The organism is Flavobacterium frigoritolerans (genome assembly GCF_025847275.1).
GTDB classification, from domain to species: Bacteria; Bacteroidota; Bacteroidia; order Flavobacteriales; family Flavobacteriaceae; genus Flavobacterium; species Flavobacterium frigoritolerans.
Genome location: NZ_JAOZEV010000027.1, coordinates 1 through 26,887 on the forward strand (window position 1 = coordinate 1; position 26,887 = coordinate 26,887).

The window sequence follows — 26,887 nt, forward strand, 5'->3', positions numbered from 1 at the left end:
CAGACAAACAGAGAGTTTGATTGGCTTTTTTGTTAATATGCAGGCAAATAGAACTATTTTGAATGGTTCGCAAAGTTTTGAAGATTTAATCCAAGAAGTTCATAATGATCAGATTAATGCTCAAATGCATCAGGATTTACCTTTCGAAAAGTTAATAGATGAATTAGGAGTCGATAGAGATACTTCTAGACATTCTATTTTTCAGGTAATGTTTGGAGTGCAGAGTTTTGGTTCTAGTAACGATGGTTTCGAGTATAACGATGCTACTCCTTTTAGACCGTATGACTTTGAAGATGTTTATGAAGTAGCTAAATATGATTTATCTATTTTTATAGACGACAGTCAGGAAGAACTTTTAGGAGAGATTAGTTATGCTACAAGTTTATTTACAAAAGAGAGTATTGCTCGATTGAGCAATCATTATGTTTATCTTTTAAATGAACTCACTCAAAATTCAAGTAAGTTTCATAATGAAATTAGTTTGTTGAATTCTGAAGACTATCAACAAATTATTCACGACTGGAATGCTACTGATAAAGCCTATTCTAAGGATAAAACCATTCAGGAGTTGTTTGAGGATCAAGTTGAAAAAACGCCTAACAATATTGCCTTGGTTTATGAAGGCGAGTCATTAACTTACGGTCAGCTTAATGAGAAGAGCAACCAGTTGGCGCACCACATCCGAGCGCGATATAAGGCAAAAACGCAAAAAGAACTTACAGCCGACACGCTAATTGCTTTATGCTTGGAGAGAAGCCTTGAAATGGTGATCGGAATTTTGGGAGTGTTAAAAGCTGGAGGCGCATATGTTCCTATTGACCCAAGTCTTCCACAAGAAAGGATAGATTATGTTTTGGAAGATACTCAAGCACAGATTATATTGAGCCAAAGACATCTAGAGAACTCTCCTAAATTACCACAAGAGAAGGTTGTTTATATCGATTTATCTGAAGAATTGTATAGAACTCAGGCAAAGACGAATCTTCCACAACAGAGTCAATCAAATGATTTAGCATATGTAATTTACACTTCAGGAACCACAGGGAAGCCTAAAGGAGCGATGTTAAATCACTCAGGTATTGTTAATAGAATTGAATGGATGCAAAATAGATATCCCTTAAATTCGGAGGATGTTGTTTTACAGAAGACTCCTTATGTATTTGATGTTTCTGTATGGGAACTTTTATGGGCTAATTGGTATGGTGCTAAAATTGTGATGGCTAAGTCAGAAGGTCATAAGGATAGCGAGTATTTACACCAATTGATTCAAAAAGAGAAAGTGACGACACTTCATTTTGTTCCAAGTATGTTAGAAGCCTATAATCATTATTTATTAGAACAAGAGAATATATTTAGTCCTTCAATAAAGCAAATTTTCTGTAGTGGAGAAGCCTTAAATAATAATACGGTTCAACAAACGTATAAGAATGTTATTGGTGAATCATTGAAGTTACATAATCTTTATGGTCCTACAGAAGCTTCAATTGATGTCACATTTTATGAAACTACTCCGACTAAAAATGTTTACATAGGCAAGCCTATTCAAAATACCCAAGTTTATATTCTTTCTCCCAATCAAACTCCTGTTCCTATAGGTGTGATAGGAGAATTATACTTAGGAGGTATTGGTTTATCTAGAGGATATTTAAATCGTCCGGAGTTAACTGCCGAACGATTTGTGGATAATCCATTTGCGACGCAAGAGGATAAAACTAAAGGTTATACCAAATTGTATAAAACGGGCGATTTGGTGCGTTGGTTGGCAGATGGTACTATAGAATATTTAGGAAGAAATGACGATCAGGTTAAAATTCGAGGGTATCGTATTGAGTTGGGTGAGATTGAACATGCGATATCACAAATTGCTGGAATTAAACAAGTAAGTGTTCAGGCAAGAGATAGGGTTACTGAAAATGGTAGTTCTAAATACCTTGTAGGGTATTATGTTTTGAATGTAGAAGAAACGGGATTAGCGGTTGATGCTATTGAGAGTTTTTTATCTGGAATCTTACCGGATTATATGATACCGAGTGCCTTTGTTGAGATGGAATCTTTTCCATTGACAATAAATGGAAAGTTAAACAAACGTTTGTTTGCTGATCCTGATTTTAGTTCTTCAGACTCAGATTATGTTGCACCTGTAACGGAAGAAGAGATAGAAGTATGCAAAATTTGGAGTGATTTACTTGGTTTGGACCGAGTAGGTATTACTGATGACTTTTTCAAGATAGGAGGTAATTCTATTTTGGCTCTACAAGCGACGCATCGTATGAGTAAGATATTGGGATGTAATGTGAAAGTGGCTGATATTTTTAAACATAAAACAATTAATAACCTAAAAGATATTTTAGTGAATAGTTTTTCTTTTGAGAGTATTGAAGGAGAAGATTGGGAAATTTCATTGTAACAAAATTAAGATGATGAGCATAATAAAAATTATAAATGATTTTAAGAATAATGACTCAATGCTGTGGGTTGAAAATAACAGCATTAGGTTGTTTGTTGCCGACCATTTTAAAAGTAATGAGCTAAAAAATACAATCACTGAATTTAAAACTGAAATATACGATTTTCTGATTTTTAATGAAATTTTTTCAAAAGCCGAATTCCAAAGTAAGCTGATGTTTAAGCACAATACACAAGAAGCACTTCTTTCTTTTGCTCAGGAACGTTTGTGGTTCATCGAACAGTTTGAAGAAGGGACTAATGCTTTCCATATACCTGCTTTATATGAACTTGATGCTACAATAAATAAAGAAGGCTTAAAACATGCTTTGCAACAAATTGTCACAAGACATGAGGTATTGCGAAGTACTATTGAGCAAGGAGAAAATGATGAATATGCTATTCAGAAAGTACATGAAGAATCTCTTTCTATTCTAGAAATTACATGGAGTGAAACAGATGATTATGAATTGTTAATTACAGAAGAAATCAATCGTCCATTCAATTTAAGTAATGAATATCCAATTCGAGTTAATTTTTATAGCATCTGTTCAGGTTCTGATGCTACAATAAATAAGACGATATTGTTAATCAACATACATCATATCGCTTCAGATGGATGGTCAAAGGAGGTATTTGAAAGAGAAGTATTAGCATATTATAATGCATATCTAGAAAACAACACGACATTTAAATTACCCGAATTAGAGCTTCAGTATAAGGATTATGCTTTGTGGCAACGAGATTATTTAACAGGAGATTATTTAACGAAGCAATTAAAATATTGGAAAGAAAAGCTGACAGGTTATCAAGCCTTAGAATTTCCTACAGATTATGCTAGACCCTCTGTTATAGATTACAGAGGAGCAATCCAAGAGTTTTCATTTAATAAAGAACTTAGTAAAAAATTACGTGATTTAGCACAACGAGAAGGAGTTACATTAAATAGTTTGCTTTTAAGCGCTGTAAATATTCTTTTGGGGAAATATACCGGACAAAATGATATTGTAATTGGTACCGCAATAGCCAATCGTCACCATAACCAAACAGAAGGTTTAATAGGTTTTTTTGTAAATACACAAGTAAACAGAACACAACTCGATGCTTCCCAAAATTTTAAAGAACTAATCGAACAGGTGTATCAAGGACAAATTGATGCTCAATTGCATCAGGATTTGCCTTTTGAAAAGTTAATAGCCGAATTGGGAGTCGATAGAGATACTTCTAGGCATTCTATTTTTCAGGTAATGTTTGGGGTACAGAGTTTTGGTTCTAGTACAGAGGGTTTTGAGTACAATGATACTACACCATTTAAACCGTATGAACTTAAAGATGCTTACGAAATATCTAAATTTGATTTATCTATTTTCATTGATGATAGTGATGAAGAGCTCTTTGGAATTATTAGTTACGCTACAAGCTTGTTTACTAAAGAGAGTATTATTCAACTAGGGAATCATTATGTTTATCTATTAGATGAGTTGACTAAGGATCTCAATAAAGAGTACAGTCAAATTAGTTTGCTATCTTCAAAGGATTATCAAGAGCTAATTTACAATAGGAATGCTACAGATAAAGCGTATCCAAAGGATAAAACCATTCAGGAATTATTTCAAGAACAGGTACTAAAGACTCCTAATAATGTTGCATTGGTTTCTGGTTTAGAGGAGTTAACTTATAATGCACTTAATGAAAAAAGCAATCAGTTAGCGCGTCATATTAGAGCACAATACGAAGAAAAAAACAAAAGAGTTCTTACTCCAGATACTCTCATCGTTTTGTGTATGGACAGAAGTCTGGAAATGATTATTGGGATATTGGCAGTACTAAAAGCTGGCGGAACTTATGTGCCTATCGACCCAAGTTATCCTCAGGATAGGATTGATTATTTATTAGAAGATACTCAGGCGACTATTGTTTTAAGTCAAAGAAAGTTAAAAGAAAACAACCAGGTTAAACTTCCACAGGACAAGGTTATTACTATTGATTTGTCAGAAGAACTATACCTAAAAGAAGATACTGCAAACCTTGGGCAATATGCCCAATCTACTGATCTGGCCTATATCATTTATACATCAGGAACTACTGGTAAACCTAAGGGAGTAATGATCGAACATCATTCGGTTATTAATTATTCAAATAATGTAAAAGAGGTTTTATTACCTGAAATAAAGAATGTTGATTTTTCAACAAATTTAGCATTCGATTTGAGCGTAACAACAACTATTTCTTCATTGTTATCGGGTAAAAAGATATTTATTTATTCAGATACAATAACAGATGTTGATTCATATGCACAGTATTTAGTTGATAATAAAATTGATTTTGTCAAAGGAACACCTTCATTATTAGCCAATTTGTCTTTGAATTATTTTAGTAATTATAAAATAAAACAAGCATTTATTGGTGGGGAAAAATTAGAAGAATTTCAATTAACTCACATTTCAAAGTATATTGATAATCCAATTGATGAGTATGGTCCTACAGAGGCAACAGTTGGGGCAACATATATAAATAAAAAAGGAATAGGTTCTAAGGGTATTGGTAAGCCTTATTTTAATTTTAAAAATTATGTTTTAGATTCTAACAATGTTCCAGTTCCCATAGGAGTGATTGGCGAATTGCATATAGGTGGAGCGAGTTTATCTCGTGGTTATCTGAATCGTCCGGAGTTAACTGCGGAGCGTTTTATCTACAATCCATTTGCTACCGAAGCTGATAAAGCTAAAGGTTATACCAAATTGTACAAAACGGGAGATTTGGTACGTTGGTTGTCAGATGGTAGTTTAGAATACTTAGGAAGAAACGATGATCAGGTTAAAATCCGTGGCTACCGAATTGAATTAGGCGAGATTGAACATACCATTTCACAAATCAAAGGAATCAAGCAAGTATGTGTTTTGGCCAAAGAAAGAAAAACAGAAGTAGGAAGTACCAAATACTTAGTTGGTTATTATGTATTGGATGGCACGCAAGATACAAACCTTGATTCGACTTCCATTTTAGAAAAGTTATCTCAGGGTTTACCTGATTATATGGTTCCTTCCGCCTTGGTTGCGATGGAATCTTTACCATTAACCATTAATGGCAAATTGGACAAACGTGCTTTACCTGATCCTGATTTTAATGCGATTGAGGATTATGTCAAGCCTGAGACAGAATTAGAAATAAAACTGTGTGTTATTTATGCTGAAGTTTTAGGTTTGGCTAGCGATCAGGTTAGCATTCATCAGAACTTTTTCAAGATGGGAGGTAATTCCATTTTGAGTCTTCAATTGAAACAAAAATTAAACCGATTGGATGAATTCAATAACATCAGTATTGCTGATTTATTTAAACACAATTCGATTTTAAAGCTAATTCAAAGTATTGACCCAAATAGTTTGTCTAAGTATCAACTTCAGGGCAATAGCTTTGCCAGCAATAGCCATGAAATAGCCATTATAGGTAGTTCAGGAGCGTTTAGTGGAGCAAATAATACTACAGAATTATGGCACTTGATTGCTAATCAACAGGAAGGAATTAAGTTTTACAGTAAAGATGAGTGTGTTGAATTTGGAGTAGAGGAGTCTTTATTAGATTTACCTAATTTCGTTGCAATATCAGGCGATGTAGAAGGAACAGACAACTTTGATCCTTTGTTTTGGGGTATATCACCCAATGAGGCGAAACAATTGAATCCTCAGATCCGTAAATTTATTGAACACAGTTGGTTTGTATTAGAATCGACAGGGTATTCTCACCAGCGCAAGAACCATAACATTGGTGTTTTTGCAGGAAGTGGTAACAGTGACTATTTCTATGATCATATTCTAAACGGAGAAATGTCCGATCAAATTAACATGTGGGAAGCCTCAGCATCGAATAGTAAAGATGCGTTGGCAACCAAAACGGCATTTTTCTTAGGCTTAACAGGTCCAGCCAATTCCATTAATACAGCTTGTTCCACTGGATTGGTTTCCGTTGTGGAGGCTTGTAAAAACTTACAACTTGGTGTTTGTCATATGGCTTTGGCCGGAGGAGCATCTTTAGGTACACCAGGCGATATTGGTTATTTATACGAAGAAGGAATGATTTCTTCAAAAGATGGTCATTGTCGAACTTTTGATTATAAGGCTTCTGGTACTATTGGCGCCTCTGGAGTTGGAGTTGTTTTATTGAAACGTTTGGAAGATGCAGTAAAAGATGGAGATGCAATCTTAGGTGTTATCAAAGGATATGCTACTAATAATGATGGAGATCGTAAAACAGGATATACAGCACCTTCAATCATTGGTCAGAGCGAATGTATTATCAATGCGCAACGCATGGCAGGGGTGAGTTCTAATGAAATTGATTATGTAGAATGTCATGGTACTGCCACTCATTTGGGTGATCCTATAGAAGTACAAGCCTTGCGTGAAGCATTTGCTTTTAATGAAGACAAAGAAAGAGTCTTGAATCATAAAACAGTATTAGGAGCAGTGAAAGCCAATATTGGTCATACAGATTCTGCTGCAGGTACAGCCAGTTTAATTAAGGTTTGTGCAATGCTTCAAAATAATACTATTCCTGGACAGGTTAATTTTGAGAGCCCTAATCTGGAACTTGGTTTAGAACAAACCAACTTTGAGATTCTTAAACAAAACCGCGACTGGTTGCCTAATCAGGAAAAACAACGTTTAGCAGGAGTGAGTTCCTTTGGCGTTGGAGGTACAAATGCGCATGTGATTATTGGAGATTATGTTGCTCCAACAAAAGAGCAAGAAAAAACAATAGTCGAAGAACATTCTCCGATAAAATACATCGTTCCTCTATCTGCGAAAAGCAGATCATCATTGGAACAAAACAAAACAGCCTTATTAAATTATTTAGCAGGAATACAAAATACTCAACAATCAGTTACTATTCGAGATATTGCCTATAGTTTACAAGAAAAGAAAGAGCAATTCAATCATAGAAGTGCCTATTGCGCCCAAACAGTTGAGGGATTGATTGCAGCTTTAAAAGGAAGTGTCATTGAAAACCAAGTCAATACGCAGCACAATGCAAAAACAGTATTTATGTTCCCGGGACAAGGAGCACAATATATCAATATGGCAAAAGCGCTGTATGATAATGAACCTATTTTTAAGGCTGTTATTGATAAATGTATCGGTATTGCGAATCAACACCTAGAGGTAGATCTGAATGAGGTGATGTACCCAAGCGAGAACCCATCACAATTTGACATCAACCAAACACAGTGGTCTCAAGTCTGTTTATTTATTATCGAATATAGCATGTCGGAATACTTGACATATTTAGGAGTTAAAGCAGACGCTTATATCGGTCACAGTATAGGAGAATATGTGGCAGCTACTTTATCAGGGGTTTTTAGTCTGGAAGATGCCATAAAAACTGTAATTTCCAGAGGGCAACTTATGCAGTCTATGGAGTCTGGCAGTATGCTTGCAGTTCATTCCACCGAAATCGATATTCAGGAAATAGTAAAAGAATACCATTGCGAAATCGCGGTTATCAACTCTTTAGAAAACATTGTGATTTCGGGTAGCCATGATAAGATTCAAAGCCTGAAAACGGCATTAGAGAATCAAGGAATTATAAGTATAAAATTGAATGTATCGCATGCCTATCATTCTGTTATGATGGAAGGGATTCTGGATAAATTTGAAAAGGTATTTTCAGATGTAAAATTAAATACACCTAAGAAGAAATTCATTTCAAATTTAACAGGAGAGTTTGCTACAGCCGAAGTCACTTCTGCAAAATATTGGTGCAACCAACTTCGAAATACGGTTCAATTTTCAAAAGGAATAAACACTTTAAGTGTGCAATACAACCATCAGGTTAGTTTTATTGAGGTGGGTCCTGGTAAAGGATTATGTTCTTTTATAAATGTTTATAAAAAATCGAATAACTATAAATACCTACAATCAGTACAGTTGTTTGCATCGGCAAAAGAAGCAGAGGAAAACAAAGAAAATCAGTTAAGTAGTAAAGAAGAGCTTATTGCCAAACTTTGGATCAATGGTATTATCAATCAACCAAACCCCCCAGCTTTGTTTCAACAAGCAAAGTTGCAGCAAGGTTTACCAGTGTATCAATTTGATTTTCAAAAATGTTGGTTGGAAAGAGCCGAAGAGCCTAAAGCGAAAGACCAATTAGCATTGCTTCCTAAAGAAAAATGGTTGAGTGCACCCGTGTGGGTTCCAGCTTTTAATTTGGATAAACAATACATAACTGGTGTAACTGTTTATAAAAATGCGCTTATTTTTATAAAAGAAGACCAACTTAACTTGTATGATTTTAGCATAATAGCAAAAAACAGTCATTTAATAGTATTAGATGTAAACTATCAGAATACAAATATTTTTATAACAAATAATAATCAGTTTAAGCTTAACCCTCAAAACGAGAATCATTTTAAAGAATTGTCTGAATATTTAAACGCAAACAATATTGCCTTTGAAACGATTATTCATCTCTCCTCAATTAACAATCTGTCTGATTCAGAGCATGCATTATCTTATAGTTTTTATTCTTTGTTTTTAATTCGTCAATATTTGTTAAATAACATTGATAGGGACAATTTATTGGTGTTAACAAACGGGTTAGCACAAATTACTAATGATGACATTATTAATCCATTCAATGGAACTTTGGTTGGAGCCATAAGAAATATCAATAACGAATTCCTAAACTTAGACGCTAGAATAATTGATATTGGTTATGAAAATGAAAACATTTTTAACCACATTAATCATCTTGTTAAAGATGTGAACTATAAAAAAACGGATGAATTATTAGCTGTCAAATTTGGAAAATTATGGATTGAACGATTTGAAAATGTACCCAACTTATCAACCAATGAAAGCAGAATTAAGGATGGCGACGTTATTTTAATTACTGGTAACTTAAGTAGTTTTGCTTTACCAACTGCAAAATATATTGCTAGCAAACACAAAGTAAAATTTATTTTAATAAGTAGTGATGATATTTATAGTGACTCAATAGTATCAGCTTATAAAATTGAAAGATTTGAAATAATTAAAACACTTAAAGCATTTGGTTCTTCATTTGAATTTGAATGTGTTGATTTATACAGTTTTGAAAAAGTAAATGCTTTTATAGAGAAAACAAAAGTGACTTATGGCAATATAACTGGTATTATACACACCGAAGGTGCATCTCCACTAGATATTAATGAATATCAATTTAAAAATGTTAAAAATGCCTTCAAGGGAAGAATTTATGGATTAGATCATTTAATTAATTCTGTCGATTTAAATCATCTGAATTTTATTGCCTCAAAATCATCACTATCAAGCCTTATTGGTGATGCAAATAGAATTGAATTTTGTGCTTCTAACAGTTATTTAGATTATTTAGCTGTAAATAAGAAAAAATTCAAAAACACTAAAATCATTTCTGTCAATTGGCTTTGGTGGTACGATAATTATACAAGTAAAGAGGAATTATCTGAAAACAAAAAAACGCAAAATTTTTCACAAGATTTAGATAAATTAATGTATTTAAATTCTGTTGATTACAATGAAGGTTCGGAGTTGTTTTACCATTTAATTAATCAGACAAAACACGATCAACTCGCAGTATCTAAGTTGAATATAAAAGAATTAAAAGACAAACTGTTTAGTTCTAATAACAGTAAACCAACCGATAAAGAAATTAGGATTTTAGAAGATGATTATTCGGAAACTGAATTCAAAATAGCTAAAGTATTTGCTAATATACTTGGACTAGAAGAAATATCAATTTATGACGATTTCTTTAAAATTGGAGGAAACTCAATTCTTGCGATACGCGCATCCCATCAAATTACCGAATTATTTAATATAGACATTGGTATTGCCGATTTGTTTAAACATAAATGCACAAATAATTTAAAGAATATTTTGGTTGAGAATACTATTAAAGTAAATGTTAAAAGAGAAAAATGGACAATATAGAAGTAATCAAATTAATATATGATTTTAAGAAAAATGATTCCTTGTTATGGGTTGAAGGAAATGATATTCAATTATTAATATCCGACAATTTTAAAAGTCTCGAATTAAGAGACACTATAATTAAGTTAAAATCAGAAATTGTATCATTTTTATTTAATAATAAAATTTTATCTGAAGATGATTTTTTAAATAAACGCATCTTTAAAACAGATATGCAAGAATCTCTTCTATCTTTTGCTCAAGAACGTTTGTGGTTTATAGAGCAATATGAACAGGGAACGAATGTTTATCATTTACCAGCAGTATATGAATTAGATACGACAACTGATAAAGAAGGTATAAAGTATGCTTTACAGCAGATTGTTTCAAGACATGAAGTGCTTAGAAGTACCATTGAATATGGGAAAAAACAAGAAGGAGGTATTCAAGTCGTTCATAACGAGCCTTTGTCTTTTGAAGAAATTGTCTTAGGCGAGACTGATGATTGTAATTTATTTATAAAAGAAGATATTAACCAACCTTTTAATTTAAATAAAGAATATCCTATTCGCGTTAAGTTTTATACGATTAAATCGGATTCTGATAATTCATTGAAAACTTTATTATTGATTACTACACATCATATTGTTAGTGATGGTTGGTCTATTGAAGTATTTCAAAAAGAGTTATCAGCATATTATGAAGCCTACATTAAGGAAGATAAAAACTTTAGATTACCTGATTTAGAGATTCAGTATAAGGATTATGCGTTGTGGCAAAGGTCTAATTTGACTGGAGAAATTTTAGAAAAACAATTAAACTATTGGAAAGAAAAATTATCCGGATTTCAAACTTTAGAATTTCCTACGAATTATAGAAGACCAGCTGAGATAGATTATAGCGGAGCTCTTCATAATTTTAGAATTAATAAAGAAATTAGTCAAAAATTGCGAGCATTGGCTCAACGTCATGGAGTGACATTGAATAGTTTGATACTAACTAGTGTGAATATTCTTTTAGGTAAATATACCGGACAAGATGATATTGTTGTAGGAAGCATTAATGCAGGTAGAAGTCAAAGGCAAACACAGGACTTAATAGGCTTTTTTATTAGCACACAAGCCAATAGAACCTTACTCACTAACTCCCAAAGTTTTGAAGAACTGATTCAACAAGTTCATCAGGATCAAACCGATGCTCAATTGAATCAAGACCTACCTTTTGAAAAATTAATTGATGAATTGGGTGTTGAGCGAGATGCCTCAAGACATCCTATTTTTCAGGTAATGTGTGGAGTGCAAAGTTTTGAAGGTCAATTCGATAATTCTGAACAGCAGAATAATTATCTTAAAGCATGTCAAATAGAAGGAGTTTATGAGGTTGAGAAATTTGATTTTTCCATTTTTATAAACGATAGCCAAGAAGAGTTATCTGGTGAAATTAGTTATGCCACAAGTTTATTTGATAAAGAGAGTATTTCGAGACTATCGGATCATTATATCTATCTTTTGGAACAGTTGGCACAAACGCCAAATAAAGCGTATAGCGAAATTAGTTTGCTTACTTCGGTAGAGTATAATCAGCTTGTTTACAATTGGAATGCAACGGAAAAGGAGTATCCGAAAGACAAAACGATTCAAGAGTTGTTTGAAGAACAAGTAGAAAAGACTCCAAATAATGTAGCAATAGTATTTGAAAACAAATCGTTGACTTATCAGGAGCTAAATGAAAAGAGCAACCAGTTAGCTCATCATATTCGAGAGCAGTATCAAGAAAAAACACAACAGTTACTTACTCCTGACACACTTATAGCCTTATTTCTGGACAGAAGTCTGGAAATGGTAATTGGGATACTGGCAGTATTAAAAGCTGGTGGCGCTTATGTGCCTATTGATCCAAGTTATCCTCAGGAAAGGATTGATTATATCTTAGAAGATACCCAAGCAACGATTGTTTTAAGTCAAAGGCACTTAGACGAAAAGCCACTACCGCAAGAAAAAGTGGTTTACATCGATTTAACAGAAGAACTGTATAAAAATGAGGACAATATTAATCTTGGTCAACAGAGTCAATCTACCGATTTGGCTTATGTGATTTATACATCAGGAACCACGGGAAAACCTAAAGGGGTGATGATTGAACATAAGGCAGCTTCAAATACGATCAATAATTTATTTAGTGTTTATGACGAGCAGAAAATTAAAAGGGTAACAGCCTATACATCTTATGTTTTTGATGTTTCTGTATCCGAACTATTCAGCAGTCTTTTACAAGGATTAGAGTTGCATATTCTATCCAATTCAATCAGAATTGATAGTGTTGGTTTATCCAATTATTTTTCGACTCACAAAATTAATTTAGCTTATTTACCACCCGTTTTATTAAGTCAATTAGAGCAAAACATAACGTCAGATTTAATTAGCTTGATATACGCTGGAGAACCTTGCGATAAACAAACAGCAAAATTATGGTCAGGTAAAGTAAAACTGTTTAATTATTATGGACCAACTGAAGCTAGTATTTATGCAATAGGAAAACAAATACTAACAGATGAGGTAGAACAAATCGGTCAGCCTATTCAAAACACCCAAGTGTATGTTTTGTCTTCTAATCAAATGCCTGTTCCTATAGGAGTTATAGGCGAATTGTATTTAGGAGGAGCGGGTTTATCCAGAGGCTATCTGAACCGTCCTGAATTAACAGCGGAGCGTTTTGTAAATAATCCATTTGCTACCGAAGCTGATAAAGCGAAAGGTTATACAAAATTGTATAAAACAGGCGATTTAGTACGTTGGTTGGCAGATGGGAATATAGAATATCTTGGTAGAAACGACGACCAAGTTAAGATTCGAGGGTATCGTATTGAGTTGGGCGAGATCGAACACGCAATATCTCAAATTGATGGAATCAATCAGGCGTGTGTGTTGGCTAAAGAAAGAAAGACTGAAACAGCTACCACTAAATACTTGGTAGGTTATTATGTCTCGGATTGCGATATGACTTCGGTTGATATTCAAAATAGATTATTAGAAGTCTTACCAGATTATATGGTTCCTTCGGCTTTGGTAGTAATGGAATCCTTTCCATTAACAATCAATGGTAAATTAGACAAACGCGCTTTACCGGATCCCGAGTTTACTTCTTCTGAAGTAGATTATGTTGCTCCAACCACCGAAATAGAAACAGCAGTTTGTGAAATCTGGATGAGCTTACTTGCATTAGACCGAGTGGGAATCACTGATGATTTTTTCAAAATAGGAGGTAATTCTATTTTGGCGATTCAGGCTTCACATCGTATGAGCCAATTATTAGGATCTAATGTTAAAGTGGCTGATATTTTTAAGTACAAAACCATATCTAAATTATTGGTTCATGCTACAGGACAATCACAAATAATTATCCCAAAAATAAATTCCAATCAAGGTACACTTTCCTTTGCTCAAGAGCGCCTGTGGTTTATCGAGCAATATGAACAAGGCACCAATGCTTATCATATGCCAGGTTTGTATGAACTTGATGTAACTACAGATAAAGAAGGTATAAAATACGCCCTGCAACAGATTGTTTCAAGACATGAAGTATTGCGAAGTACTATTGAACAAAGCGAAGATCAGGAACATGGTATTCAGAAAGTTCACAATGAAGCGCTTTCTATCGAAGAAGTTCGTGTAATGGATACCGATGATTATCATTCCTTGATTGAAGAAGACATCAACCGTCCATTTAATTTAAGTACCGAATATCCTATTCGTATTACGTTTTATACTATTGAATCAGCAGCTGATGATTCGGTTAATAAAACAATATTACTCATTACAATGCATCATATTGCCAGTGATGGCTGGTCGATGGAGATCTTTCAAAGAGAATTATCGGCATATTATGAAGCTTATATTAGCAACGATAAAAACTTCAGTTTACCTGAATTAGAGATTCAATACAAGGATTATGCGTTGTGGCAACGCAGTTATTTGACTGGAGAAATCTTAGAAAAACAGCTAAGTTATTGGAAAGAGAAACTCTCTGGATTTCAGACTTTGGAATTTCCTACGGATTATGCCAGACCTGCAGAAATAGATTATAGAGGGAATCATCAGGAGTTTACACTTGATAAAAGGCTTAGTCAAAAATTACGCTCATTAGCGCATCAGTACGGAATAACCTTAAACAGTTTGATGTTAAGTAGCGTGAATATTCTCTTGAGTAAATATACAGGACAAAATGATATTGTGATTGGTACTGCAATAGCCAACCGTCATCATAGGCAAACAGAGGGATTGATTGGTTTTTTTGTCAATACACAAGCGCACAGAACCCAGCTTACCACTTCTCAAAGTTTTGAAGCATTAATCCAACAAGTACATCAAGAACAAATAAATACTCAATTACATCAGGATTTACCTTTTGAGAAATTAATTGATGAGTTGGAAGTTGAACGCGATGCTTCAAGACATCCTGTTTTTCAGGTTATGTTTGGATTACAGAATTTTGGTACTTCTGAGAGAACGTCTAATGATCAGAAAAATTACCTTAAACCTTTTCAGGTAGAAGATGTTTATGAGGTAGCAAAATTTGATTTGTCTATTTTTATTGATGATAGTGAGGAAGAACTTGCTGGTGGGATTAGCTATGCTACTAGCTTGTTTCATAAGGACACAATAGTTAGGTTAACCGATCATTACGTTCATCTTTTAGAAGAGTTAACTAAAGCTCCTAATAAAGCGTATAATGAAATTAGTTTGCTTACTTCGGTAGAGTATAATCAGCTTGTTTACAATTGGAATGCAACGGAAAAGGAGTATCCGAAAGACAAAACGATTCAGGAATTGTTTGAAGAACAAGTAGAAAAGACTCCAAATAATGTAGCAATAGTATTTGAAAACAAATCGTTGACTTACCGAGAACTTAACGAAAAAAGCAATCAGTTAGCACGTTATATTCGAGAGCAGTATCAAGAAAAAACACAACAATTACTTACTCCCGACACGCTTATTGCCTTATTTCTGGACAGAAGCCTAGAAATGGTTATTGGAATATTAGCAGTATTAAAAGCTGGTGGCGCTTATGTGCCTATCGACCCAAGTTATCCTCAGGAAAGGATTGATTATATCTTGGAAGATACCCAAGCAGCGATTGTTTTAAGTCAAAGACATTTAGACGAAAAGACACTACCGCAGGATAAAGTTGTTTACATCGATTTAACAGAAGAACTCTACCTGAGAGAAGACAATATTAATCTTGGGCAACAGAGTGAATCCACTGATTTGGCTTATGTGATTTATACATCAGGAACTACAGGAAAACCTAAAGGGGTGATGATTGAACATAAGGCAGCTTCAAATACGATCAATAATTTATTTAGTGTTTATGATGAGCAGAAAATTAAAAGGGTAACAGCCTATACATCTTATGTTTTTGATGTTTCTGTATCCGAACTATTCAGCAGTCTTTTACAAGGATTAGAGTTGCATATTCTATCTAATTCGATTAGGGTTGATAGTATTGCTTTATCCAATTATTTTTCGACTCACAAAATTAATTTAGCTTATTTACCACCTGTTTTATTAAGTCAATTAGAGCAAAATATAACGTCAGATTTAATTAGTTTGATATACGCTGGAGAACCTTGCGATAAACAAACAGCAAAATTATGGTCAGGTAAAGTAAAACTGTTTAATTATTATGGACCAACGGAAGCTAGTATTTATGCATTAGGAAAACAAATACTAACAGATGAGGTAGAACAAATCGGTCAGCCTATTCAAAATACCCAAGTGTATGTTTTGTCTTCTAATCAAATGCCTGTTCCTACAGGAGTTATAGGCGAATTGTATTTAGGAGGAGCGGGTTTATCCAGAGGCTATCTGAACCGTCCTGAATTAACAGCGGAGCGTTTTGTAAACAATCCATTTGCTACCGAAGCTGATAAAGCGAAAGGTTATACAAAATTGTATAAAACAGGCGATTTAGTACGTTGGTTGGCAGATGGGAATATAGAATATCTTGGTAGAAACGACGACCAAGTTAAGATTCGAGGGTATCGTATCGAGTTGGGCGAGATCGAACACGCCATGTCTCAAATTGATGGAATCAATCAGGTGTGTGTGTTGGCTAAAGAAAGAAAAACTGAAACAGCTACTACTAAATACTTGGTAGGTTATTATGTATCGGATTACGATATGACTTCGGTTGATATTCAAAATAAATTATCAGAAGTCTTGCCAGATTATATGGTTCCTACGGCTTTGGTAGCAATGGAATCCTTTCCATTAACAATCAATGGTAAATTAGACAAACGCGCCTTACCTAATCCGGAATTTACTTCTTCTGGAGCAGATTATGTTGCTCCAACCACCGAAATAGAAACAGCAGTTTGTGAGATTTGGATGAGCTTACTTGCATTAGACCGAGTGGGAATCACTGATGATTTTTTCAAAATAGGCGGTAATTCTATTTTGGCGATTCAGGCTTCACATCGTATGAGTAAGGTATTGGGATCTAATGTTAAAGTGGCTGATATTTTTAAATTTAAAATTATTAGTCTAATAATTGAAAAGTGTAAGGCAAAAAAAGTAAATGATGAGAATATCAGTTTTGAGTTGTCAATAATATAAAAATTTTAAGCAAGAAACGAATGGATAATATAGAGATCATGTTTTATGAATTTAGGATTAATGAAGGTGCTATTTGGCTTGATAATGAAACAATTCAATTTTCAATACCCAAAAAATTTCAAAACGAGGAAACAAAAAATTTTCTTGTAAATAATAAAGGAAAAATAGCCTCCATTCTTAATGAAAATCAAATTTTTTCTAAGGAGAAGTTTTTAGATACGGAAATATTCAGGGATAGTACTCTAACATATTATCCATTAAGTCCTGGTCAAGAACGTTTGTGGTTTATAGAACAGTTTGAGGAAGGAACTAACGCTTTTAATTTACATGAAGTATATGAATTAGAAATTGATACAGATAAAGAAGGTATAAAATACGCTCTGGAAAAGATTGTATCAAGACATGAAGTATTAAGAAGTACTATTGAACAAAGGGAAAATCAAAATACCAGTGTTCAGGTAGTACATAATGATTCTTTATTTATTGAAGAAATTGTAGTATCTGATTTAGAAGATTGTAGAAATCTAATCAAAGAAGAAATTAAGCAACCATTTAAATTAAATATAGAATTTCCTATTCGTATAAAGTTTTATAACATTAAATCAGCATCGGATGATTTATTAAATAAAACATTATTGGTAATTACTACGCACCATATTGCTAGTGATGGCTGGTCTAAAGATATATTTCACAAAGAATTTCGAGCCTATTATGAAGCTTATATTAGAAACGATAAAGACTTCAGCTTACCTGAATTAGAGATTCAATATAAAGATTATTCGTTGTGGCAAAGATCTTATTTGACTGGGGAAATCTTAGAAAAGCAGCTAAGTTATTGGAAAGAAAAATTGTCAGGATATCAGACTTTAGAATTTCCGAAGGATTATACCAGACCAGCTGCAATTGATTACAATGGTGGAGGTCAAGGATTTACAATAAGCAAAGAAGTTAGTAAAAAATTAAGAGGACTAGCTCAGCAATGTGGCGTAACATTAAACAGTGTTATGTTAAGTAGTATAAATATTTTGTTTAGTAAATATACTAATCAGGATGACATTGTGATTGGTAGTCCTGTTGCCAATCGCCATCACCGTCAAACGGAAGAACTTATTGGTTTTTTTGTCAATACCCAAGTGAATAGAACACTACTTAATAAAAGCCAAAGTTTTAAAGAATTAATAGAGCAAGTTCATCAGGATCAAATCGATGCACAATTGTATCAGGACTTGCCTTTTGAAAAAATAGTGGATGAATTAGGAGGTGAGCGTAATACTTCGATACATCCCATTTTTCAGGTGTTATTTGCAGTTCAAAGTTTTGGAGGACAAGGTAAAACGATAAGTCAAGAGAAGAACTTTTTGAACCCTTACGAAATAGAAAATGTAGAAGGAGTTGAAAAGCTTGACATTTCCATTTATATTGATGATAGCGAAGAGGAGCTTACCGGAATTTTAAGTTATGCTAAAAGCTTATTTAAAGATGAGACGATAGAAAGACTTCTTAGTCATTTCATAAATCTGCTTGAGCAATTAACAAAAACACCAGAGAAGCCATACGCCCAAATCAATTTACTGAGTGAAAAAGAATTAAATCAGCTTGTTTGTGATTGGAATGCTACAAATAGAGCGTATGAGAAAACTAAGTCAGTTGTAGATTTATTTGAAGAACAGGTAGTAAGAACACCAAATCATAATGCTATTGTATTTGGTAAAAAAGAACTTACCTATCAGCAACTCAATGAAGAATCGGATAAATTGGCCAGCTATTTAATTGAAACTTATGATACTCAGAGAAATGATTTGATAGGTATTATGCTGGATAGGTCTGAAATGACAATCATAGCCATTTTAGGTATTTTAAAAGCTGGTGCTGCATATGTGTGTATAGATCCTGAATATCCTTTAAATCGTAAGGAGCATATTATCGAGGACACATCACTTAAGGTATTAATTACACAAGTAGATTACATCTTTGATTTAGATTTTTATAAAGGAAATTTGTTTTCAATTGATGTGCAATTAGATGCCATTAGTATCTCAGATCAATTACCTAAAAAAGTTATTCAACCCGATGATTTAGCGTATGTTATATATACATCAGGAACTACAGGTAAACCTAAAGGAGTTGAATTAACACATAGTAATTTGAACAATCTGACTTTCAATATCATTGAAGCTTTTGATATTGATGAACAAACGATATCTTCTCAGATTATCTCAACGTCTTTTGATGGAGCTGTTTCAGAAATTTATCCGACATTAATTGCAGGCGGTACGCTTCATATTATTTCTGAAGAGATTAAGCAAAATGGTAATCTTATGAAACACATTGCTTCAGAAGAAATTACGCATCTTACAGTTCCTGCAGATTTATTAGAATCGTTTGAATATTTAGCATTAAATAAATTAAAGACGATTCATGTTGGAGGAGGAGTTAATTCTGTTGGATGTTTGAATAGATGGAGTAATGGTCGTAAATTGATAAATGCTTATGGTCCAACCGAAGGCACAGTTTATACTACGATGCACCAATACAGAGAAGGTGATTTAAATACAAAAATTGGGAAACCAATAAATAATACAAATGCCTATGTTTTAGACAGCAACAATGCTCCAGTTCCAGTTGGAGTGATTGGTGAGTTGTACATAGGTGGCGCAAGTTTATCGCGTGGATATCTGAATCGTCCGGACTTAACAGCGGGACGTTTTATTGAGAATCACTTTGCTACCGAAGCTGATAAAGCCAAAGGCTACACCAGATTGTATAAAACAGGAGATTTGGTACGCTGGCTGTCAGATGGAAATTTAGAATACATAGGAAGAGGAGACGACCAAGTCAAAATTCGAGGATATCGTATCGAGTTGGGCGAGATTGAATACGCCATGTCTCAAATTGAAGGAATCAAGCAGGTGTCAGTTTTGGCTAAAGAAAGAAAGACTGAAACAGTTACCACTAAATACTTGGTAGGTTATTATGTGTTAGATGCGAGTGATCTTACAATCGATCAGGCATCAATTATGGAGAAGTTGTCGCGAGTCTTGCCGGATTATATGGTTCCTACGGCTTTGGTGACAATGGAATCCTTTCCACTAACAATCAATGGTAAATTAGACAAACATGCCTTACCAGATCCTGAGTTCAACACGGTAATAGATTATGTTAAGCCCGAGACGGAATTAGAAATCAAACTCTGTGTTATTTATTCCGAAGTTCTAGGTTTGTCAAGCGATCAAGTCAGCATTCATCAGAACTTTTTCAAGATGGGAGGAAATTCGATTTTGAGTCTTCAACTGAAACAGAAATTGAACCAATTAAATGAATTTAGAGAGATTAGTATTGCGGATTTATTCGAGTACAATTCGATTATAAAACTTATTCAAAGCATTCGTCCTACTACTTTATCAAAATATCAACTTCAAACGAGCAGGTTAGAGAGCACGGCTCATGAAATTGCAATTATAAGCACTTCAGGAGCGTTTAGTGGAGCGGAGAATACAACAGAATTTTGGCACTTAATTGCCAATCAGCAAGAAGGTATTGAGTTATACAGTAAAGAAGAGTGTCTAAAACGAGGAGTGGATGAATCGTTGTTAGAGATGCCAAATTTTGTTCCGGTATTGGGACAAGTAGAAGGTATAGAAAACTTTGATCCGGTATTTTGGGGTATATCGCCCAATGAGGCGAAACAATTGAATCCTCAGATCCGTAAATTTATCGAACACAGTTGGTTCGTATTAGAGTCTTCGGGCTATTCTCACGAACGAAAAAAACACAATATAGGAGTATTTGCAGGAAGCGGTAACAGTGACTATTTCTATAATCATATTCTAAACGGAGAAAAGGCAGATCAAATCAATATGTGGGAAGCGGCTGCCTCAAACAGCAAGGATGCCTTAGCGACAAAAACGGCTTTTTTTCTAGGCCTATCTGGTCCAGCTACTTCGATTAATACCGCCTGTTCTACAGGATTGGTTTCCGTGGTAGAAGCCTGTAAAAATCTGCAACTTGGCTTTTGCGATATGGCTTTGGCGGGGGGAGTATCATTTGGCGCACCAGATGGTATCGGTTATTTATACGAAGAAGGAATGATTTCATCTAAGGATGGCCATTGCCGAACATTTGATTATAAGGCTTCTGGTACAATTGGAACATCAGGAGTTGGAGTTGTTTTACTAAAACGATTAGAAGATGCCATCAAAGACGGTGACACCATTTTAGGGGTTATCAAAGGTTATGCTACCAATAATGATGGAGACCGTAAAACGAGTTATACAGCACCTTCGCTAATTGGTCAGAGCGAGTGTATTATTAATGCCCAACGTATGGCAGGAGTCAGTTCCGATGAAATTGATTATGTGGAGTGCCATGGTACTGCTACTCATTTAGGTGACCCGATAGAAGTACAAGCCTTAAGAGAAGCTTTTGCTTTCAATGAAGATAAAGAAAAACCATTGAGTCGTAAAACGGTACTGGGAGCAGTGAAAGCCAATATTGGTCATGCAGATTCTGCTGCAGGTACAGCCAGTTTAATTAAGGTTTGTGCAATGCTTCAGCACAATATTCTTCCTGGACAGGTTAATTTTGAGAGCCCTAACCCAGAGCTTGGTTTAGAACAAACCAACTTTGAGATTCTTAAACAAAACCGCGATTGGTTGCCTAATCAGGAAAAACAACGTTTGGCTGGAGTGAGTTCTTTTGGCGTTGGAGGTACAAATGCACATGTGATTATTGGAGATTATGTTGCTCCAACAAAAGAGCCGCAGGAAACCACAATAACAGAAGAGTATCATTCGATAAAATACATTGTTCCTCTATCTGCCAAAAGCGGACCATCATTGGAACAGAATAAAAGAGCCTTGTTAAGTTATTTAGCAGGAATACAAAATACTCAGCAATCAGTTACTATTCGAGATATTGCCTATAGTTTACAAGAAAAGAAAGAGCAATTTCAGTATAGAAGTGCCTATTGCGCCCAGACAATTGATGATTTGATTGCTGAATTAAAAGAAAATGCCATTACCACTGAGGTAACTACGGAAAGCAATGCAAAAACAGTATTCATGTTTCCGGGACAAGGAGCACAATACATCAATATGGCAAAAGCGCTGTATGAGAATGAACCGATTTTTAAGACTACTATTGATAAATGTATTTCCATTGCTAACCAACATCTAGAAGTGGACTTGTATCAGATTATGTATCCTGATGCAGGAGATTTATACGATATTAACCAAACAGAATGGTCTCAAGTAACCTTATTTATTATCGAATATGGCTTGTCAGAGTACTTGACACATTTAGGAGTTAAAGCAGACGCTTATATTGGTCACAGTATAGGAGAATATGTGGCAGCTACTTTATCTGGAGTTTTTAGTTTAGAAGATGCCATAAAAATAGTAATTTCCAGAGGGCAACTTATGCAGTCTATGGAGTCGGGCAGTATGCTTGCTATTCATTCCACCGAAATCGATATTCAGGAAATAGTAAAAGAATACCATTGCGAAATCGCTGTTATCAACTCTTTAGAAAACATTGTGATTTCAGGTAGTCATGATAAGATTCAAAGCCTGAAAACGGCATTAGAGAATCAAGGAATTATAAGTATAAAATTAAACGTATCGCATGCCTATCATTCTGTTATGATGGAAGGGATTCTGGATAAATTTGAAAAGGTATTTTCAGATGTAAAATTAAATACACCTAAGAAGAAATTCATTTCAAATTTAACAGGAGAGTTTGCTACAGCTGAAGTCACTTCTGCTAGATATTGGTGTAATCAGCTTCGGAATACGGTTCAATTTGCAGAAGGAATCAACACCTTAAGTAAACAATTTAACCATCAAGTTAGCTTCATCGAAGTGGGACCAGGCAAAGGATTGGGTTCATTTGTCAATACTTATAAAAAAGGGAATAACTACCAATATCTACAATCAGTACAGTTATTATGCTCTGCAAAAGAAGCACAGGAAAATGTAGAAAATGGTTTACGCAATAAAGAACTACTTATCGTTAAACTTTGGATGAATGGAGTTGTTGAAAAACCTAACGAAGTTGAATTCTTTAAACAAGCAAAGTTACTTGGTAATTTGCCAGTGTATCAATTTGATTTTCAAAAATACTGGTTAGAAAGAGGCAAAGAAACCCAACCACAAGATCAACTGGCATTGCTCCCTAAAGAAAAATGGCTGAGTGCTCCGGTGTGGTCAGCAGTATCGAGTTTCAACGTTAATAAAGGTATCAATTCTGTTGCAAAAAAAGCCTTGATTTTTATTAGAGAAGATCAAATGGATCTATTTGATTTTCAGAGTTTATGTGAGGAAATTCAATTAGTGATAATAGATTCGAATATAGATCAAATTGATTATTCTGAAACTATAAAAATTAATTCTGAAAATGAAGATCATTTTAAAAATCTAGGTTCCTATTTCAAGACTAAGCAGATTATTTTTGATATGGTTATTCATTGCTGTTCCATTGATAATACTTCCCAATCAGATGATAAATTGAGTAATAGTTTTTACTCTTTATTTTTAATTCGCCAATATTTATTAAACAGTAACGGTTTCAAAAAATTAGTTGTATTAACTAATGGATTAACACAAATTACTAGTGAAGATAGTATTAACCCATTCAATGGTACTTTAGTTGGGGCTATACGAAATATCAATCATGAGTTTCTAAATTTAGATGCTAGGGTGATTGATATTGGACACAATTACAATAATGCAGAATCAAGTATTTCTCAAGTTGTAAGTAATGAAGCCTATAAAAAATCAGATGAACTATTAGCTATCAGGTTCGGAAAATTATGGATAGAACGATTTGAAAATATAAATAATTCATTAGTAGAAGAAAGAATAATTGAAGACGGGGATGTTATTTTAATAACAGGAGGTTTAGGTGGTGTTGCATTATCTGTTGCTAAATATATTTCGGAAAAGAACCGTGTCAAATTTATTTTAGTCAGTAGAAGAAATATATATGATGAACAGAATCCATCTGATTATGTTAGGTCCAAATTCAAAATAATTGAGGAAATTATAGCGAATAATTCATCTGTAGATATTCAGTGTTTTGACATTTCTAATTCTCAACAAGTAGAAACGGTAATCAAAAACATGCAAAATGTTTATGGTTCTATCAAAGGAATTATTCATACTGCCGGCGTCAAATCTCTAGATATAGAAGAATACAATTTAACAAACATAAAAAATGTTTTGGGAGGTAAGGTTTATGGTATCAATAATATATTAAATGTTATTGATTTGACTTCTGTTAAGTTCATAGCCTTTACTTCATCTTTATCGAGTATCATGGGAGATATTAACCGTTTGGAGTATTGTGCGGCTAATAGCTACCTTGATTACTTAGCAATGGATAAAAAGAATTTTAAAAACATAAACATTCTTGCAGTCAATTGGCCGGGTTGGTCTGACACAGGCATGGTTAGAGAAGATAGCATCAGTTCAGTAGAAACTATAAAACCGTTAACTGGTTTAAGTAACCTTCTTCATTTGAATACAGTAAAACAAAATGAAGGGGCTGAATTGTTTTATAGATTAATAAATCAAACTAGTTATGGACAAGTTGTCGTATCAAAATTAGACATACACACATTAAAATCAACATTGTTTAGCCAAAACGAAATCCCATCAGATAACCAGCAGATAAAGATTATAGAAGATGGTTATTCGGAAAAAGAATTTCAGGTGGCTATAATATTTGCCAATATCCTTGGGTTAGAGCAAATATCTATTCATGATGATTTCTTCAAACTTGGTGGAAATTCAATTCTTGCGACACAATTTTCTCACCGTATGAGCGCAATATTTGATGCTGATGTAAAAATTGCTGATATTTTTCGATTTAAAAATTGCAAAGCCCTTGCTGAAAATATTCAGGTTTTGGAAATCGCATCTGAGAATGTTCAAATGGAATTTTAATTAAATATCCATAATAAAATATAATAAATTATGAATAAGCTAAGAAATATTAATGTTTTTTTTAATGAATTAAGATTAAGCGCTGGGGCAATTTGGGTAGATAATGATAAAATTAAATTTTCTGCTCCAAAAGCGTTTCAAAATCAAGAAACAAATGAATTTATAAATACCAATAAAAATCAGATCATTAAAATCCTTGAGGATAATAATATTTCATCAGATAAAGAATTTCTGAAGAATAAAATTTTAAAAGATACAACTCAATTGTATTTTCCTTTAAGTTTTGCTCAAGAACGTTTGTGGTTTATCGAGCAATATGAACAAGGTGCCAATGCTTATCATATGCCTGGCGTATATGAACTTGATGTGACTACAGATAAAGAAGGTATAAAATATGCCTTGCAACAGATTGTTTCAAGACATGAAGTATTGCGAAGTACCATTGAACAAAGCGAAGTTCAGGAACAAGGTATTCAGAAAGTACACGATGGAGCGCTTCCTATTGAAGAAGTTCGTGTAATGGATACCGATGATTATCAGTCCTTGATTGAAGAAGACATCAACCGCCCTTTTAATTTAGGTACAGAATATCCTATCCGCATTACGTTTTATACTATCGAATCAGCAGCTGATGATTCATTAAATAAAAGAATATTACTCATTACAATACATCATATTGCCAGTGATGGCTGGTCGATGGAGGTATTTCAAAGAGAATTATCGGCTTATTATCAAGCTTACATTAACAACGATAAAAACTTCAGTTTACCTGAATTAGAGATTCAATACAAGGATTATACGTTGTGGCAACGCGATTATTTGACTGGGGAAATCTTAGAAAAGCAATTAAGTTATTGGAAAGAGAAACTCTCTGGATTTCAGACTTTGGAATTTCCTACAGATTATGCCAGACCTGCAGAAATAGATTATAGAGGGGATCATCAGGAGTTTAGACTTGATAAAGGGCTTAGTCAAAAATTACGCTCATTAGCACATCAGTGTGGGACAACCTTAAACAGTTTGATGCAAAGTAGCGTGAATATTCTATTGAGTAAATATACTGGACAAAATGATATTGTGATTGGTACTGCAATAGCCAACCGTCATCATAGGCAAACAGAGGGATTGATTGGTTTTTTTGTCAATACACAAGCGCACAGAACACAGCTTACCGATTCTCAAAGTTTTGAAGCATTGATTCAACAAGTACATCAAGAACAAATAAATAGTCAATTACATCAGGACTTACCTTTTGAGAAATTAATTGATAGATTAGGTGTTGAACGTGATGCCTCAAGACACCCTGTTTTTCAGGTTCTGTTTGGAGTAAAAGGTTTTGGTACTTCTGAGAGAACGTCCAATGATCAGAAAAATTACCTTAGACCTTTTGAGATAGGAGATGTTTATGAGGTAGCAAAATTTGATTTGTCTATTTTTATTGATGATAGTGAGGAAGAACTCACAGGTGAGATTAGTTATGCTACTAGCTTGTTTCATAAAGACACAATAGTTAGGTTAACCGATCATTACGTTCATCTTTTAGAGGAGTTAACTAAAGCTCCTAATAAAGCTTATAATGAAATCAGTTTGTTATCTCCAACAGACCACCAAGAACTTGTTTACAATTGGAATGCAACGGATAAGGCGTATTCAAATGAGAAGACGATTTATCAAATGTTTGAAGAACAGGTGCTAAAGACTCCAAATGCTATTGCTTTGGTTTATGAAGGAAAGGAATTAACCTATAATGAGCTTAATGAAAAGAGCAATCAGTTAGCACGTTACATTCGAGAGCAGTATCAAGAAAAAACACAAAGAGCACTTACTCCCGACACGCTTATTGCCTTGTGTCTGGACAGAAGTCTGGAAATGGTTATTGGGATATTGGCGGTATTAAAAGCTGGAGGTGCCTATGTACCTATTGATCCTACAATTCCACAAGAGCGAATTGATTATA

At 34.0% G+C, this 26,887-nt stretch carries 5 protein-coding genes; all 5 read left to right on the forward strand.

The window, feature by feature from the left end; all coding sequences use genetic code 11:
- The coding region (locus OIU80_RS19975; protein ID WP_264288734.1) for a non-ribosomal peptide synthetase at positions 1-2,407 on the forward strand (2,407 nt) is incomplete at its 5' end.
- 13 nt (positions 2,408-2,420) lie between these two features.
- Complete coding sequence (locus OIU80_RS19980; RefSeq protein WP_264288735.1) at positions 2,421-10,394, forward strand: non-ribosomal peptide synthetase/type I polyketide synthase; 7,974 nt, start codon at positions 2,421-2,423, stop codon at positions 10,392-10,394.
- The gene (locus OIU80_RS19985) at positions 10,382-16,987 is read left to right on the forward strand and encodes a non-ribosomal peptide synthetase (RefSeq protein ID WP_264288736.1); all 6,606 of its coding nucleotides are present in this window, start codon (positions 10,382-10,384) and stop codon (positions 16,985-16,987) included. Before OIU80_RS19980 ends, OIU80_RS19985 begins: the two co-directional genes overlap by 13 nt.
- Positions 16,988-17,007: 20 nt before the next feature.
- Positions 17,008-24,930, forward strand: coding sequence for a non-ribosomal peptide synthetase/type I polyketide synthase (locus OIU80_RS19990; RefSeq protein WP_264288737.1), 7,923 nt, complete (start codon positions 17,008-17,010; stop codon positions 24,928-24,930).
- A 30-nt stretch (positions 24,931-24,960) separates the two neighbouring features.
- A partial coding sequence (locus OIU80_RS19995) for a condensation domain-containing protein (protein WP_264288738.1) occupies positions 24,961-26,887 on the forward strand: 1,927 nt, incomplete at its 3' end.